General features: G+C 63.7%; 14 protein-coding genes. 3 read left to right on the top strand and 11 right to left on the bottom strand.

Going from position 1 to position 15,010, the window contains the following annotated elements; translation table 11 throughout:
• Nucleotides 1-45: 45 nt before the first annotated feature.
• Nucleotides 46-1,092 carry a mechanosensitive ion channel family protein gene (locus BMY67_RS02710; protein ID WP_092768033.1) on the bottom strand — a complete coding sequence of 349 codons (1,047 nt, stop codon included), beginning with the start codon at nucleotides 1,090-1,092 and terminating at the stop codon, nucleotides 46-48.
• Nucleotides 1,093-1,221: 129 nt separating this feature from the next.
• On the opposite strand from BMY67_RS02710, the gene BMY67_RS02705 reads away from it, so the two are divergent.
• Nucleotides 1,222-1,521 carry a DUF202 domain-containing protein gene (locus BMY67_RS02705; protein WP_092769551.1) on the top strand — a complete coding sequence of 100 codons (300 nt, stop codon included), beginning with the start codon at nucleotides 1,222-1,224 and terminating at the stop codon, nucleotides 1,519-1,521.
• Nucleotides 1,522-1,565: 44 nt separating this feature from the next.
• Nucleotides 1,566-2,444: a glycoside hydrolase family 16 protein gene (locus BMY67_RS02700; protein ID WP_092768031.1), complete on the top strand. Its 879-nt coding sequence runs from the start codon at nucleotides 1,566-1,568 to the stop codon at nucleotides 2,442-2,444.
• Here the strand turns inward: BMY67_RS02700 and BMY67_RS02695 are convergent.
• Nucleotides 2,441-2,653 carry a hypothetical protein gene (locus tag BMY67_RS02695; RefSeq protein WP_092768030.1) on the bottom strand — a complete coding sequence of 71 codons (213 nt, stop codon included), beginning with the start codon at nucleotides 2,651-2,653 and terminating at the stop codon, nucleotides 2,441-2,443. The two genes, BMY67_RS02700 and BMY67_RS02695, sit on opposite strands and share 4 nt — an antisense overlap.
• A gap of 568 nt (nucleotides 2,654-3,221) precedes the next feature.
• Here BMY67_RS02695 and BMY67_RS02690 point away from each other — a divergent pair.
• On the top strand, nucleotides 3,222-4,418 hold the full coding sequence (locus BMY67_RS02690) for a pyridoxal phosphate-dependent aminotransferase (protein ID WP_092768028.1): 1,197 nt from the start codon (nucleotides 3,222-3,224) through the stop codon (nucleotides 4,416-4,418).
• A gap of 73 nt (nucleotides 4,419-4,491) precedes the next feature.
• Here the strand turns inward: BMY67_RS02690 and BMY67_RS02685 are convergent, their stop codons facing one another.
• The 9 genes from BMY67_RS02685 to BMY67_RS02650 form a co-directional block, all read right to left on the bottom strand.
• Entirely contained in the window at nucleotides 4,492-5,229 is a 738-nt protein-coding gene (locus BMY67_RS02685; protein WP_245744847.1) for a murein L,D-transpeptidase catalytic domain family protein, read from the bottom strand.
• Between the two features lie 330 nt (nucleotides 5,230-5,559).
• A complete protein-coding gene (locus tag BMY67_RS02680; protein WP_177189658.1) occupies nucleotides 5,560-5,913 on the bottom strand; it encodes a hypothetical protein in 354 nt (117 codons plus the stop codon).
• A gap of 43 nt (nucleotides 5,914-5,956) precedes the next feature.
• Nucleotides 5,957-6,811 carry a murein L,D-transpeptidase catalytic domain family protein gene (locus BMY67_RS02675; RefSeq protein ID WP_177189657.1) on the bottom strand — a complete coding sequence of 285 codons (855 nt, stop codon included), beginning with the start codon at nucleotides 6,809-6,811 and terminating at the stop codon, nucleotides 5,957-5,959.
• Between the two features lie 124 nt (nucleotides 6,812-6,935).
• The gene (locus tag BMY67_RS18755) at nucleotides 6,936-7,145 is read right to left on the bottom strand and encodes a hypothetical protein (protein WP_143069671.1); all 210 of its coding nucleotides are present in this window, start codon (nucleotides 7,143-7,145) and stop codon (nucleotides 6,936-6,938) included.
• Between the two features lie 111 nt (nucleotides 7,146-7,256).
• Complete coding sequence (locus BMY67_RS02670; RefSeq protein WP_092768022.1) at nucleotides 7,257-9,542, bottom strand: TonB-dependent receptor; 2,286 nt, start codon at nucleotides 9,540-9,542, stop codon at nucleotides 7,257-7,259.
• 113 nt (nucleotides 9,543-9,655) lie between these two features.
• Entirely contained in the window at nucleotides 9,656-10,045 is a 390-nt protein-coding gene (locus tag BMY67_RS02665) for a hypothetical protein (RefSeq protein ID WP_092768020.1), read from the bottom strand.
• Nucleotides 10,046-10,279: 234 nt separating this feature from the next.
• The gene (locus BMY67_RS02660; RefSeq protein ID WP_245744846.1) at nucleotides 10,280-10,939 is read right to left on the bottom strand and encodes a HupE/UreJ family protein; all 660 of its coding nucleotides are present in this window, start codon (nucleotides 10,937-10,939) and stop codon (nucleotides 10,280-10,282) included.
• 213 nt (nucleotides 10,940-11,152) lie between these two features.
• On the bottom strand, nucleotides 11,153-12,478 hold the full coding sequence (locus BMY67_RS02655) for a tetratricopeptide repeat protein (protein ID WP_092768018.1): 1,326 nt from the start codon (nucleotides 12,476-12,478) through the stop codon (nucleotides 11,153-11,155).
• A gap of 303 nt (nucleotides 12,479-12,781) precedes the next feature.
• Entirely contained in the window at nucleotides 12,782-14,872 is a 2,091-nt protein-coding gene (locus BMY67_RS02650) for a DUF4331 family protein (RefSeq protein ID WP_092768016.1), read from the bottom strand.
• Between the last annotated feature and the right edge of the window lie 138 nt (nucleotides 14,873-15,010).

Genomic DNA, 15,010 nt, shown 5'->3' with positions numbered 1-15,010 from the left:
GTTTGAGAAACGAGGTGAAGATATGGCAGTAGTTGCGCTAGCTACTTACCCGGCCGTATCGGGTTGCGGCTGCCGGGGCTGGGGTTGCGGCCCGGTGGCGGCGGCCGGGGCCGGGGCGGCGGCCTGCTGCTCGGCCAGCAGCTTCTTCTGCTGCTCGCGGCGCTCCTCGCGCACTTCGATCATCGAGCGGGGCACCTGGCCGGGGCCGGCGGGCCAGCCTTCGCGCTGGGTTTTGCGGTTGCCGTCGGTTTCCTCGGTCTGGTCGTGCCACAGCACCACTTGCGTGGGGAAGGGCTGGTCGATGCCGGCTTCGGTGAGGGCGTTTTTCACGGCTTCCAGCACCTGGTCTTTCGACTGCATGTAAGCGGCGCGGCGGGGCGGGTTTATCCACCAGCGCAGCCGGATATCAATGGTACTCTCCCCGATTTCCACCACCAGCGCCTCGGGCGCCGGGTCGGAGAGCACGCCTTCCACCGACAGGGCCGCGGCCAGCATCACCTGCCGGGCGTGGGCAATGTTGTCGCCGTAGCCGATGCCGAAATCGTACTCCAGCCGACGCATGTCGTAGGCCGTATTCACCGTTACGGCGTTGATGAACAGCTCGGCGTTGGGAATGACCACGCGGCGGCCGTCGTAGGTTTTGATGGTGGTGGCCCGGGTCTGGATGGTTTCGACGGTGCCCTCGAAGTCCTTGTACTTGATCTGGTCGTTGATGCGGAACGGCTCGGTGAGCAGCAGCAGCATGCCGGCCAGGAAGTTCTGGAAGATATCCTTGAAGGCAAAGCCGATGGCCACGCCCCCGATGCCCAGCGCGCTGATCAGGCTGGCCGGCGTGAAGCTGGGAATCATCACCGTAAACATCACCAGCACGCCCAGCAACAGCACGAACACGTAGGCGAGCCGGCTGAGCAGCAGCGCCAGGCTCTGGCTTTGGTGGCGGCTGGCGGTGAGGCGCTCCACGCCCGAGCGCACGCCCCGGGCAATGAAAGTGAAAACGGCCAGCACCACCAGCCCGATCAATAAATTAGGCAGCATGGCCATGAAGGTGATGCCCATGCTATTGAGCTTCTGCCAGGTAACCGAAAAATCCATACAGGTAGTAAGAGAAGAAAATAGGCGCGTAGCCGTCGTGCTAAAACACGTAAATACCCCAACAATAGTTGTTGCCCGGCCCAAATACTGTCGGGCTGCGTAAGAAGACCCATGCCCGATTTTCCTTTCATGCCCGAGTCTGAACCCGATGTCCGGCACCTGTCGCTGAGCGACCAGCTGGCCATCGACCGTACCCATTTGGCCAACGAGCGCACCCTGCTGGCCTACGTGCGCAGCGGCATTGCCCTGGTGGTGGCCGGCTTCTCGCTCATCAATTTCTTCCGCGACGATATCTACATCGTGGTCGGGGCCCTGCTCATCCCCACGGGCCTGCTCACCATCGGGCTGGGCTGGTGGCGCTGCCAGCGCCGCTCCCGCCACATCGAGGAGCATGTGCGGCAGGCCGCCCGCCGCAGCACGGCCCGGTAGTTGCCCGGCTTGCTTTTTCCCAGCCTCCTCCCTCCTGTTCCTGCATGCGCCTTCTGCTGCTGTTGCTTGCTTTCCTGCTGCTGTTGCCCGGCCCGACGGCCGAGGCCCAGCGCCGCCTGCGCTACAACAAGTGGCAGCTGGTGTTTCTCGAAGACTTCGACACCTACCGCGACGTGGCCGACATGGCCGCCCGCTCGCCCTGGCAATTCTCGCCCGACGGGGCGCCTACGCTCGTGGGCAACCGCTACGAAGACCAGTACTACGACCAGGCCGCCGTGTCGTTGCGCGACGGCTACGCCTACCTCACGGCCCGCCCGCTGCCCGCGCCGCGCACCTACGCTTTCCAGGTAGATGGCCGCGACACGCTCAAGCAGCTGCACTTCGAGTCGGGCTGGCTGAGCCTGAAACCCGGCTTCGGGGCCAACCCGGCCCTCGGCGACACGGCCCGGTGGCCCGGCAACCAGGGTTTTCAGTACGGCCTGTTCGAGATTCGCTGCCGGTTTGGGGGCGGGGCGGGCACCTGGCCGGCCTTCTGGCTCTACAGCGGCCCCACCGAAATCGACGTGTTCGAGGGCGACGCCGGCCGGTCGTACTCCAACAACGTGCATGACAACCGCAACTCACCGGCCCGTTTTGACCAGGGCAGCGAGCAGCTGCCGGCCTGGCAGGATCTGAGCACCGACTTCCATGTTTTCTCAGCCGTCTGGACGCCTACCGAGGTAAGCTTTTACTTCGACCGGCGCTGGCAGCGTACGGTACCGGCCAGCCGCCTGCCAACCTTCCCGGCTCCGGCTACCGTCATCGTCAATCAGGCCGTGCTATCCTACGCCAACGCAGCCACCTGGCCCGTTGGCCCCGATGGGCCCTACAGCAGCCTGGTGGTGGATTATATCAAAGTCTACAAATTCCGGGGCCAGCCTTAGCCAGCTACTGGCCCCAGGGCGGCAAACCCGGCCAGTATGCCGGCCATAAGGCGCCGCTGCGCCTCGCCGAAGGGCCCCAGCCGGCCCGGTTGCAGGTGCCACTGTTCCAGCAGCTCGGCTTCGGTGAGGTCGTAGCGCCAGCGGGCCTGGCCGTTCGTTATTTCCGGCTTTGCTCGCAGCGGCTGCGCTAGGTGGGCCAGCAGGTGCAAGCCAGAACTAGAAATTAGCTCCCCTCCTTGGAAAGGAGGGGCTGGGGTGGTTGACGCTGGCGGCACGGTTACTATAACTAACCCAAGTTGCAGAGTATTAAAATTAGAGCTAGTAATTAGCTCCCCTCCTTGGAAAGGAGGGGCTGGGGGTGGTTGATTGCCATTGAACGGCAACCAGAAACTAGCTTTAGTTATCGTTCAAGCAGCATCAACCACCCCCAAGGAGGGGAGCTAATTACTAGCTCTAGTCCACAACTTGGGTTAACCAGTTTCTAGACCTTGTTCAACGATTATCAACCACCCCCAGCCCCTCCTTTCCAAGGAGGGGAACTAACTTCTAGTTCTGGCTTGCAACCTGGGCCGGTTGCCCTGCTTATCGGCTGGGCTAAGCACGTACCGGCCACTCTTCAGGCAATCGAGTAGCAGCTGCTGGCATCCGGCTGGTGGCGGGCAACGGCCGGGGCAGATGGTTTTCCATGAGCTGAAAGATACGCCCGGGGCTTCCATCTGACCGGCTGGCTGTTACCTTGCGGGGGCATTCATTTTTCGGTCTTTTTCTGCTCGCTTCATGCTCCACGTCTCGGAGCGCGGCCAACTGCTGCCGCCCTCGCCCTACCGCCAGCTTACCCCCTACGCCGAGGCCGCCCGCCGCCGGGGCCTCGTGGTGCACCCGCTCAACATCGGCCAGCCCGACATCGAAACGCCCCCGCAAATGCTGGCCGCCGTGCAGCAGGCCGATATCCGGGTGCTCGACTACGGCCCCACCGCCGGCCTCGACTCCTACCGCCGCGTGCTGGCCGACTATTACCAGCAGCAGGGCCTGGCCGTAACGGCCGACGACATCATTGTAACCACCGGGGGCAGCGAGGCCATCATGTTCGCGCTGCTGGCCTGCCTGAATCCGGACGACGAGTTTATCGTGCCCGAGCCCTTCTACGGCCCCTACCAGGGCTTTGCCATTGCCACCGACACCCGGCTGGTGCCCGTTTCTTCTTACCTGGAAAACGAGTTTGCCCTGCCACCGATAGCCGATTTCGAGGCTAAAATCACGGCCCGCACCCGCGCCATCCTCCTCTGCAACCCCAACAACCCCACCGGCTACGTGTACTCGCGCACCGAGCTGGAGCAGCTGCGCGACCTGTGCCTGCGCCACAACCTCTACCTGCTGGCCGACGAAGCCTACCGCGAGTTCTGCTACGACGCGCCCTTCGTGAGTGCCCTGGAGCTGCCGGGCGCGGAGCAACACGTGGTGCTGCTCGACACCATTTCCAAGCGCTACAGCGCCTGCGGGGCCCGTATCGGAGCGCTGGTAACCAAGAACCAGACCCTGCGCGAGGCGGTGTTCAAGCTGGCGCAGCTACGGGTATGCCCGCCCGGCCTGGGGCAACTGCTGGCCCAGGCCGCCGCCGAGCTGCCCACCGACTACTTCGCCCACACCCAGGCCGAGTACCAGGCCCGCCGCGACCTGATGGTGGCGCGCCTACAGGCCATGCCCGGTGTGCAGTGTCCGCGCCCGGGTGGCGCCTTCTACGTGCTCTGCCAGCTGCCCGTCGATGATGCAGCCCGCTTCGCCCGCTGGCTGCTGGAGGAGTTCGAGCTGCGCGGCGAAACGCTGCTGGTTTCGCCCGCGGCCGGCTTCTACGCCACCGCGGAGCTCGGCCGCCAGCAGCTGCGCCTGGCCTACGTCGTGCATCAGGATATCATCAACCGGTCCATGGATTGCCTGGCAGCGGCCCTTAAACAGTACCCGGGTCGGCAGGAGTAGCCCGGAAAAGCAAAAGCGCCCCTCCTTGCGAAGGGGCGCTTTTGCTTTGGGTGCTGTTTAACGGGCAGCGGCCTTAAATCATCTGGCTGTTGTCGAGCAGGGTGCTCATGGCCACATCCTGGTTGAGGTACTTGGAGGAATAGCGGCTATCGGGACCATTGATAAACATGGCCGTCTGCCCGCCCACGGCCTCGATAATAGCGTCCTTCTGGTCCATGGGCAGGGCCGGGCAGCCGAGGCTACGGCCCAGGCGGCCGTTCTGGCGGATGAACTCCTCGCTCACGTAGTCGGCGCCGTGCATCACCACGGAGCGCATCAGGGCATTGGTGTTATAACCCTCATCGACCCCGGCCAGCTTCAACGAGCGGCCGTGCTTGCCCACGTACTCGCCTTCGGTTACGTAGAAACCCAGGCTGCTTTTGTTCGATTCGTTCTCGTTGGAAAAGGTCGTGGCCATGTTTTCGCCCGAGTTGCGGCCGTGCGCCACCAGCGTATGGAACTTCACCTGCTTGCTTCCCAGATCGAGCACCCACAGGCGCTTTTGGGTGGAGGGCAGGCTGAAATCAACCACGGTAAGCAGCTGCTTATCGCTCACCTTGCCGGCTTCTTCGAGGTTGAGGTAGCCGGTCATGGCCTTCTCGAACACTTCAAACGTCAGGCCTTGCTGCTCTACCTGCAAGTCGCGGTACAGGTCGCGCACCTTCTGGTCGAACAGGGTGGCTTTGGAAACTGCTACTTTGGGCAGGTGCGTTTTAGGATTGGTAGCCGCGGCCTTGGAACGCGTAACCGGTGCGGCCATGGGGGTAGCCATAAACAATGCGGCCACGAAGGGCAAAACCCGACGGACCATCCGGCGCGACTTCAGCTTAAGCCGCTGCCGGCGAACTACACTTATATTTTCCATCATCACAGTTCGTTTCAGTTGCAGGATTCGGTTGCAGAAAAGGGCATCGCCGCGCGAAAAGCCAGCTAAAGAGCGTATACGTAGCCGCCCCAAACCCGGACGCCTGAAAGTTGCGCAGTCGGGCGCGGTACGGTTATAACATAGCGTTTGGCCGATTAATTCCTCCCCAATATTTCACTTCCCCAACGTTTCCCCTGCTCTCAGCCCTGCGCCGCCGGCTATTGGGCCGCGAGGCACTTAAAGCGTTTGGTTCTCTTGAAGGTGGTTGTACGCTGTTGAAGTCGGTAGTACTTCCACTACCCGATAGTGCGCCTTGGGCAACGTCTTTCGACCAATAAATTGCAGGTACCCGACCAGCACTGCCGCATCAACCGCCACGGGCTGGTTGCCAAACAGCCGGTTTTGCTCGTTCTGCTTCACTCCGGATACCCAGTAGGCCTCCCCAGACGCAGCATCCAGAAAATTACCGGCCGCCGATTGGGCTTTCTTCAGCACCCGGCCCAGAAAGTAGAGGGTGCCACCCGTGCGTGAGAAACGGCCGCGGCCAATCCAGGCCGGGCCATTGTTGTCGAAGCCGGTTTTCAGCTCCACATACAGAATTGTATCGTCGGACATGCCGAATAAGATAGGCCCGCTACTCCCAGCCCCGCGTGGCCAGCCGCTGGGCCGCAACGGTTGGGGCCAGCCACTTCGATTCGAGGCCGGGGCCGCTCAAATAGAGGCAGCCGCCCTCGCCCACGGCCCCGATGATGGCCTTGTACTGGTCGGGGGGCAGGGCGGGGCAGCCACGGCTGTTGCCGGCCTGGCCGTGGTGCTGCATATAGGTTTGGCTCACGTAGTCGGCACCGTGCAGCACCACGTAGCGGCGCAGGGCGTTGTCGTTCTGGCCCGCGTCGAGGCCGCGCAGGCGGCGCGAGAGGCCGTGTTTGCCCCGGTAAGTATCCTGGGTGCGGTAGAAGCCTACGGAAGTACAGGCCGACTTAACGGTGTTGGAAAAGCGCCGGGCCCGTAGGTCGCCGGAGCCGCGGCCGTGGGCCACGGGGCTGCGGTGCAGCACTTTTCCGGCCCGTAAGTCGAGCACCCAGAGGCGCGGCTCGGAAGAAGGCAAATCCATATCGGCCACGGCCAGAATGCCGGGGCGGCTGATGCGGCCGGCCTGTCGCAACGTGAGGTAGCCCACGCAGGCCCGCTCCAGCACCTCGGGCCGCAGCGCGGCTACTTCGGGGCCCAGGCGGGCGCGCAGTTCGGCCACGGCCGCCCGCAACTCTACCGACACCCCGGGCAGCGGCGCGAGCGAGGTGGGTGCCAGCGAATCGGTAGCCGCGGGCGACGGGGTAAGGGCAGCCGGAGCGGCAACGGCTACCGGTGGAGTGTGCATCGCCGCGGCCACCTCGCCGCCCGCCGACTGGCAGCTGGCTACCGCGCCCCCTACTCCCAACAGGCCTAAAAACAGGGCAGCAAAGCGGACAGTGACAGCAGGAGTCTTCATAGGTAACGGGCAGTTCAGGGCCCAAAATCCGCATTTAAGCCACCGGATGCAAATTCGGGGCAGATTCAGGCCCAAATTGGGGTGCAAAAAAGCCGCCTCCCAGGAAGGAAAGCGGCTTTCGGAATCACCAGCGCTTGGCGGAACTGTGGGGCGTGGAGCGGGCATGAGTGCGGCAGCGGGCCTGGGCTTTTATTTCGCGCTGCCGCTGATGGCTGCCAGGCGGCAGTGGCGGCGGCGCCCCCGCACCCGGTGTGGGCGGGGCGGCAGGGCCGGTCAGGGCCTGGCGGATGGCGTATTGGGTGTCGGCGGAATTGGTGTAAGAGAAGAAAGACATAATGAGGGAAGTTGAAGTTGAGAAATGAGCCGGCAACCGCCCGTTTAAGCGGCCCCGAATCCAGGCGAATCAGCCGCCGGGAAGGCAGCCGAGCGGGGCAGCAGGCCAGGGCTAGAAAAACAGGCTGGCGTTGAGCTTGGCGTAGAAGGGCGTGCCGGGCGTGAAATGCAGCTCCGACACCGGCGCGGCCTCGTTGCGCAGGCGGGTAGTGGTGTCGAATTGGGCCTGGTTCCACGCCACGTTCAGCAGGTTCTCGACGGTGGCCCCAATTTGAAACCGGCGGTGCGTGTAGCTCACGATGGCATCGAGCAGGAAGTAACCCCGGGCCCGCACTGAGTTGTCTTCGTTGGCCGCCCGCGAGTCGATGTGGCGGTAGCGCAGGCTGGCGCCGAGCCCGCCGGGGGCCCGTAGCGTGAGCCCGCCGATGCTGGTGAGGCTGGGGGCCAGCGGAATGCGGTTGGCCCCTTTCGGCTCATCCACCAGCCGGCCGCGGCTCAGGTTCAGGTCGGCATCGGCGAAGAGCAGGCGCGTGAGCTGATAGCGGGCCGAGAGGTCGAAGCCCAGGCGGCGGGTGCGGCCGGCGCTTTCCACTACGCCCTCGTCGCCCACGTACACCAGCTCGTCCTGCAAATGCAGGGCCCACAGGGCGGCGTTTACCACCAGCGCCGGCACCGGCTTAAAGGTGCCGCCCACCTCGTAGCCAATTGCCCGGGGCAGCACGTTGGCCGTAGCGTTGGTGACTACCGCCCGCGCATCGTTGGAGTGGAAGCCAAAGCCCGAGCGCACAAACAGCTGCACGGCCGGATTCACGTCGTAATACAGGTTCAGCTTGGGACTCACCCGCCCCTTGCCGGCCCGGCCCGAGGCCGAATCGGCCGCCGCCCGGTCTTCGTGGAAGGCGAAGCGGAAGTAATCGGTCCGCAGGGCGGCGTTGAGCGTGAGTTGGTCGGTGAGGCCCAGGGTGCCTTCGAGGTAGCCGTTGAAATTCTGCTCGTACACCCGGCCCGAACGGATGGTATCGAGCACCACGCGGCCTACCGAGTTGCGCAGGGCAATATGGGTGTCGTCGAGGCGGGTGCCCAGGCCGGCCACAGTGCGCAGCGTGCGGCTGCCCAGCGGCAGGTCGCGGCTGTAGGTGCCGGTGTAGCCGTAGAGGTTGCGCGCGTCGGTCTGGCGGATTTCGTCGCCGTTTACCGGGTCGTTGAGGAAGAAGGTGAAGTTGGAATACAGGTTGAAATCGTAGCGCGTGTAGTACACCTGCTGGCGCAGCACGGCGTTGTGGGGCAGGTCGGTGGTGAGCACGGCCGTGGCGTTGGTGCGGCTGGTCGAGCCGCCCTCGGTGGGGTCGATGCTGCCGAAGCGCGAAATCAGGCCGTCGCGGATACCACGCTCCGGAATCTGGCCCGAGGCATCCCACCGGGAGCCGAACTGCGAGCCAAGCACCATCAGCGAAGTGCGGTCGGAAAGCTGGCCGGTGTATTTGGCCAGCCCGTTGAAGCGCTTGAAGTGCTGCTTGGCATCAAAGTACGAGTTGGTGAAGTAGTACTCGCCGGCCACGTAGGCCGCGGCCGGCCGCTGGCCCGCCGCCCGCACCGGCAGCAAGTTCACCAGAGCCACCGCCCGGCGGGTATCAAACTGGCCTACTTCGAGCTTCAGCTGGCTGTGGTCGAGGCGGGTTTTGGTGGTGAACTCGCCCGCGCCGGCTGTGGCGAAGTCGCCGAACCGCGCCGTGTAGGGGCCCTTGTATACCCGCAGCTGGTCGACGGTTTCGGGAATCACGAAGTGGAAGTCGGCGTAGCCCTGGCCGTGGGCGTGGCTGACCATGTTCACCGGCAGCCCGTCGACGCTCACGTTGAAGTCGGTGCCGTGGTCGGCATCGAAGCCGCGCACGAAAATCTGCTCGGCCTTGCCGCCGCCCGCGTGCTGGGCAATTACCAGGCCCGGCACCAGCGGCAGCAGGTCCTGGGCCGAATTGATGGGCCGCAGCAGCTTATCAATGTTGGAAATAACGGCCAGCGACTGGTTGGGGTCGCGGGGCTGGGCCACCGTTACCTCGGCCAGCGTGAGCGAAGTGGCCGGCAGGCGCAGGGCCACCGTGGCCGTCTGACCGGCGGCTAGGGTTACGGTTTGCTGCCGGGCCGCGAAACCCAGGCCTACGGCCCGCACCACGTAGGTGCCGGCCGGCAAATCTGTAAGCCGGAACCGGCCCAGCTCGTCGGCCACGGTGCCGCCCACGCGGCCCGTTATCCGCACGTTCACCCCGCTCAGGGGCCTGCCGGAGGCCGAATCGGCCACCGTACCGCGCAGCACGGCGGTGTTCTGGGCCCGGGCTTCAGGCCCGCACCCCCACGCCGCCAGCATGGTGCCGGCCGCGGTTATCCAATAAAAAAGGCGCATAGGTGCAGCCACAAGGCGACGCTCCGCACCCTGGCAGCGCGTCTGAGTCAGAAGATAAGTTGACGGCCACGCATACGGCGCGGCCCCGGAGCCACACAAGGCTTCGCTTTCACTTATCCCCGACGCGGTGGCTGCTCCGGAATCAGCCGGATGCCGGCTGCTACAGCCGGCTCGGTGGCCGGCTGGTACAGCACGACCTGCCGGAAGCGCGCCGTTTGCAGACGGAGCGGCATTTCGGACAGGCAATGCAGGTCGATGCTCTTGGCCGCAGCCAGCAGCTGGGCGGTTGTGGTGCGCCTGGTCTGGGCCTGCACCGCCGACTGGTCGCCGTTGCAGGTATCGAAGCAGTCGAGCCGCAGGTAGTTCTCGTGCTGGCAGGCGGCGCTATGCACGTACGGGTGCGCCGCCGTGGGCCCCGGCGCCTCCGGCCGCCCCACCAGGCCCGCACCGATGCCTCCCAGGTAGGATAGCAACAGCAGCAACAGGAGCAGGTGGCGGAGCATTGGTGATTTGGTGAATTGGTGAATTGGTGATTTGGTGATTTAGAAAAGGAACGTCATACTGAGCGCAGCGGAGCGGAGTCGAAGTATCTCTACCGCAGTGGTAATTATGCTGTTGAACTTAGCATTGCAGTAGAGATACTTCGACTTCGCTCCGCTGCGCTCAGTATGACGGTCATCTCCTCGTTCTGATTCTGTTTTGTTTTGTTCCTTCCGATTCTGTTCGATCCTTTTCGTTCAGCTCAGTCGTTCGAAGGTCCAGTAAGCGGCCAGCAGGGCAATGAGGACGGAGGCGGGCACCAGGATGCGGCGCTTGTACCAGGGCTTGCCGGCGGCCCAGCGGCCAATCAGCAGCCAGGCCAGCAGAATCACCGAAATCTGCCCCAATTCCACCCCAATATTAAAGGCTACCAACGACTCGGCAAACATATTCGGCGGCAGCCCCAGCCCCGTGAGGGCCCCGGCAAAGCCCAGCCCGTGCAGCAATCCGAACCCGAACACCACCACGATGCGCCATGGATTCAGGCGCTCGACCACGATGTTCTCGATGGCCACGAACAGAATCGACAGCGCAATGAGCGGCTCAATCAGGCTGGCCGGCGGCGACACCACCCCGTACATGGCCAGCCCCAGCGTGATGGAGTGCGCCACCGTGAAGGCCGTAGCCTGCCAGAGCACCGGTTTCAGGCGCGGCTCCAGCAGGTACAAACTCAGCACGAACAGCACGTGGTCGATGCCCAGCGGCAGAATGTGGGTGTAGCCGAGCTGGAGGTAAGTGAAGAAAATATCGGTGCGCGAGAGCTTGCTCAAATCCACATCGAGCACGTGCGCACCGGCCAGCAGCGGCAGCAACAGCAGCGCGGCAGTCAGGGGCAGGTAGAGGCGGATGGCGCGCATTGGGAAGGTTGGGGAGAGCGGTAATTTGGGGGTGCTGTTTTGAACTACAAGAACTGTCATGCTGAGCGCAGTCGAAGCATTTCGCGTGCAATGGCAACTTCTGATGTCAGGATTAGCATTGCACGCGAGATGCTTCGGCAAGCTCAGCATGACATCGTTCTTACTCATTTTCTTACCTGCCCCCTACCCGCTCCTACCTGCTCCTACCCTCCTCTACCGCACCGCCAGCAGCTGGCGGCCTTCGTCGGCGAGGTCCAGGGTGAGGTAGGGGTTGATGGCCAGAGCCTGCCGGATGAGGGCCTGGCCCTCGGCGGACTGGCCGTTTTTGGCGGCAATCAGGCCGGCGCGGCACAGCAGCACCGGGCTTTTGGAGTTGGTGCGGCGGGCCGCTTTTATATAGGTAGCAGCGGCCGGAAACTCGCCGCGCTTGTACGAAACCCAGGCCAGGGTTTCGTTCACGTCGATGTTGTCCGGGCGCCGGTCGTATTCGATTTTGGCGTGTTCGAGGGCTTTGTCCAGCTCCCCGGTTTTGAGGTAGGCGTAAGCCAGCTCCCGGTCGGCGTAGTGGCCCAGGTCTTCGTTCTCGTCGGCCTCATTGGCGGCCGAAGCGAGCATGCTGATGGCTTCGGCTTCCATTTTGCGGGCCTCGGCGGGCTGGTTGTTGAGGCGGTAGAGGTCGGCCAGCTCGTCGGCGAAGGCGTAATCCTTCACCGTGTTGCGGGCCTGCTCCAGGTACTTGATGGCATCCGGGTAGTTCTGGCGGGCCTGCTCGACGCGGCCGAGGCCGGCCAGCGCGTAGGCGTAATAAGGCCGCGCGGCCAGGGCCGTGCGGTAGGCTTTTTCGGCGTTAGCCAGGTCGCCGGTGGTTTCGTAGAGGTGGCCCAGCGTGATGCGGGCCCACTCGGTTTGCTCCAGGCCTACGTAGCCGGCCTGCACGGCCAGCTGCATGGCCTCAATGGCCCCCGGCAGGTCGCCGTGGATTTCGCGCAGGTAGGAAACCCGCGAGTAGGAGCGCAAATCGGGCCGCACCTCGTTCATCTTATCGGCCATCTTAATGGCCTCGGCGTAGCGGCCTAGCTCCACGTTGGCGTCGCAGAGCAAGCCGTACACAAACGCATTGCTGGGGTTAAGGGCCACCGCTTTTTGGGCCACGGCCAGCCCCTCCGAGAAATGGTGCTGGGTCAGGCTCAATGAGGCCTTGCAGCACAGGGCCTCGAAGTTTTCGGGCTCAGCGCGCAGCACTTCATTCAGCAGCTGCATGGCGGCCGTGTCGTAGTACGGATGGTCGCCGGTTACGCGGGCTTCCTGCATATAGGCCTGGGCCAGCAGCACCTTGGATTTGGTATCGTCGGGTTTGGCGCGCAGCTTGGCCAGCAGGCCCTCGATGGCGGCTTTGGTGTTCAGCCACTCGCCGCCGGCCGCCAGGTCGCCGCGCCGCTCGCGCAGCTGCGGTACGGGCTCGGGGGTACGGGTCAGGTAAATGGTAACCCCCAGAGCCAGAAAGAGCAGAATAAGGGCCGGGTAAAGGTATTTTCTCACGTGCTCAGAGTAGGTTGATGCGGTGATATTAAAGCGGTTTTCAGATTAGTGTACCGGGTCGTTCTGACGTCGCGCCTCACCCCCCGGCCCCCTCTCCTCAACGAAGAGGGGGAGCCAGTCGAATGCAGGCTGTAGACCAACTCAGAATTCGCTTTAGGTGGTCAGCCACCGCAAAGGGAACCGGCCGCGTGGCCGGCTCCCCCGTCGGCAGCCAGTAAGATAGGCAGACTCACCCAGGGCCCGGCTATCCGTCGGCAGCCGGCCGGCGCAGGCAGCGCCCGCCCCGGCCGGTTTCAGCCCGACTTACTGGTTATGCACCAGTTTCATCGATTGCAGCACGGTTTTGCCCGTGGCAATGGTCAGCACGTAGGTGCCGGCCGCTACTTCGGGGCCGGGCTTCCAGTCGAGTTCGAACTTGCCCACTTTGTGGGTCTTGCCCTCCATGAGCGTGGCTACGCGGCGGCCGGTCAGGTCGCTCACGAACATCGTGAGCGGGGTCTTGGTGGCTACTTCGTAGGTTACTTTGGTGGTTTCGGTGAACGGGTTCGGGTAGTTCTGCGCGGCGGCCACAATTTCGGGCTTCAGGCTAAAGCCAACCGCGCCAAGCTGCGAGGTAATCGTGGTCTGGGCCTTGGTGCCCGACCAGGGCAGCTGCATGTAGGGGAAGCTGGTGCGGAACGCCGTATCGTTTTTCTCGATACCCGTGCGGAAGGCCAGCGCGCCCGCCAGGCCCGGCGTGCCATCTTCATACGGCAGGCCAATGGCGGCCAGCACAATGCCCCCCACGGCCTGCAACTCAATGCGGGTAATGTCATCTTCCAAACGGCGACCATTCGGGAAGCCGTCCATGTTCGGAATGAATTCCAGGGTGTTGGTCTTGTTGAAACGCGCATCGGTGAGGCCCAGCACAGCGGCCCCCAACAGGCCTTCCGAGCTGAAATCAGCCGAATTGCGGGGCGTGGTGGGCACGGCCATATTCAGGCGCAGCATATCCCCACCCACACCAGCGGGGGCCGCCGGGTTATCAAGCAGGGGGAAGAAGTTGTTGACGAACGGCTTGCCCGGTGCCAGCGGCTGGCCGGCCGGCTTGATGTTGGCCAGCTGGTAAGGCGGCAGGTTGGGCACTCCGGTGTGGAAAATGGGCAGAATATCAACCGAGCGGGGCTTGCCGGGGCGCAGCAGGTATTCGGCGAAGCCTCCATCAGCAACCTTGGCGAAGGCCGTGTTGGCCACCGTAGCCTTATCGGCATTCAGCAGGGCCGACACCCCGTTTTTGCTGTTGGCAAAGTCGAACATGCCCAGCGAGTTGCGCTGAATGCGCAGGTTGTTAAAGCCGGGTACCGCCGTGCCGTAGTAGCCCGTGCCCTCGGCCATGTACAGGCCCAGCTCGGGGTTCGAGAGGTAGTCTTCGGTGCTGGCCTGCTCGGTATACGGGGTGTCGTAGTTCCAACGGTCCTTCGAGCCAATGGGCTGGATTACCTCGTTCATCAGCGGCATGCCCAGGCGCGAAACCTGCACCCAGGTGCCACTGTGGGCCTGCGTGCCATCAGTGGTATTGATGGTGCGGATGGACTGACGGCTGGCCGAGGCCCACACGCCGATAATGTAGTCGGGGTCGAGGATGTTGGCGGCCTGGGCGCCGGTTTTACCCGCCTTCTGAAGCTTGGCAATCGGGATTTGCAGGGCGATGGTGTGGGTGTTCTTGCGGGCCACGCCGTCGCGGGCCGCAGCCGCCCGGATGCCGCCCAGGTCAAAAATGCCGCCCAGGTCCACGAAGAACGGGTCGTCCACGGGTCCGCAGAATACTTTGATGTCGCCGTCAACCGCCTGAATGGCACCGGTAAAGAGGCTCTCGTAGCTGGCAGCGCCCAGTCCGGCCGCCCCGGTGATGGAGCGCGGCCCAACGTTGGGCGGCGGCACCACGCCATCGGTTTTCAGCGTGGTGAAAGCCGCGCCGTTTACGCTGCGCTCCAGCGTGTACGTGGCCTTCAGGTTCTGCTTGCCCAGCCGGATGTTGAAAAACGTGCCGGGGTCTTCGTTCACCCGCTTAAAGGTGAAGCGGTAGGTGATGTCGTCGGCGTTGGGCTTGCTGCCGTCGTTTTTGATGTGGATTTCGTAGCGCACGTTCTCGCCGAACGTATTGTAGTTGGGGCCGCCCTGGGGCAGCTCCAGCGGAATGTAGTTGGCGATGATGTTCACCATTTCCGCGTTGTTGGGGTCGCGGAACGCATATACGTCGGTGTTGTCGGCCAGTGGGTCGTCGGCAATCAGCGGGGCCTCGCGGTGGCTCGATGCCTCCAGCGGCGTGTGCTGAGCACTCCAGGCCAGCAGGCCGGCCACGGTAGTGGCGGCCAGCGCGATGGGCAGAATGGGGCGGGTAAGAAATTTGGGCATGATAAAAAAGGTAAAAGGATGGAAAAAAGAACCGGCTACGGCAGCCGGAACAGCAGATAAGACTTCCTGGGAAAAAGTCTGAAAGGCAAGCGCAACCGGGCCTGCAAACGGCCCGAACTAAATAGGCACCCCATTCGG

The organism is Hymenobacter actinosclerus (assembly GCF_900111515.1).
GTDB classification, from domain to species: domain Bacteria; phylum Bacteroidota; class Bacteroidia; order Cytophagales; family Hymenobacteraceae; genus Hymenobacter; species Hymenobacter actinosclerus.
The sequence above is the reverse complement of the archived record's forward strand: the minus strand, read 5'-3'. Positions and strand labels throughout refer to the sequence as shown.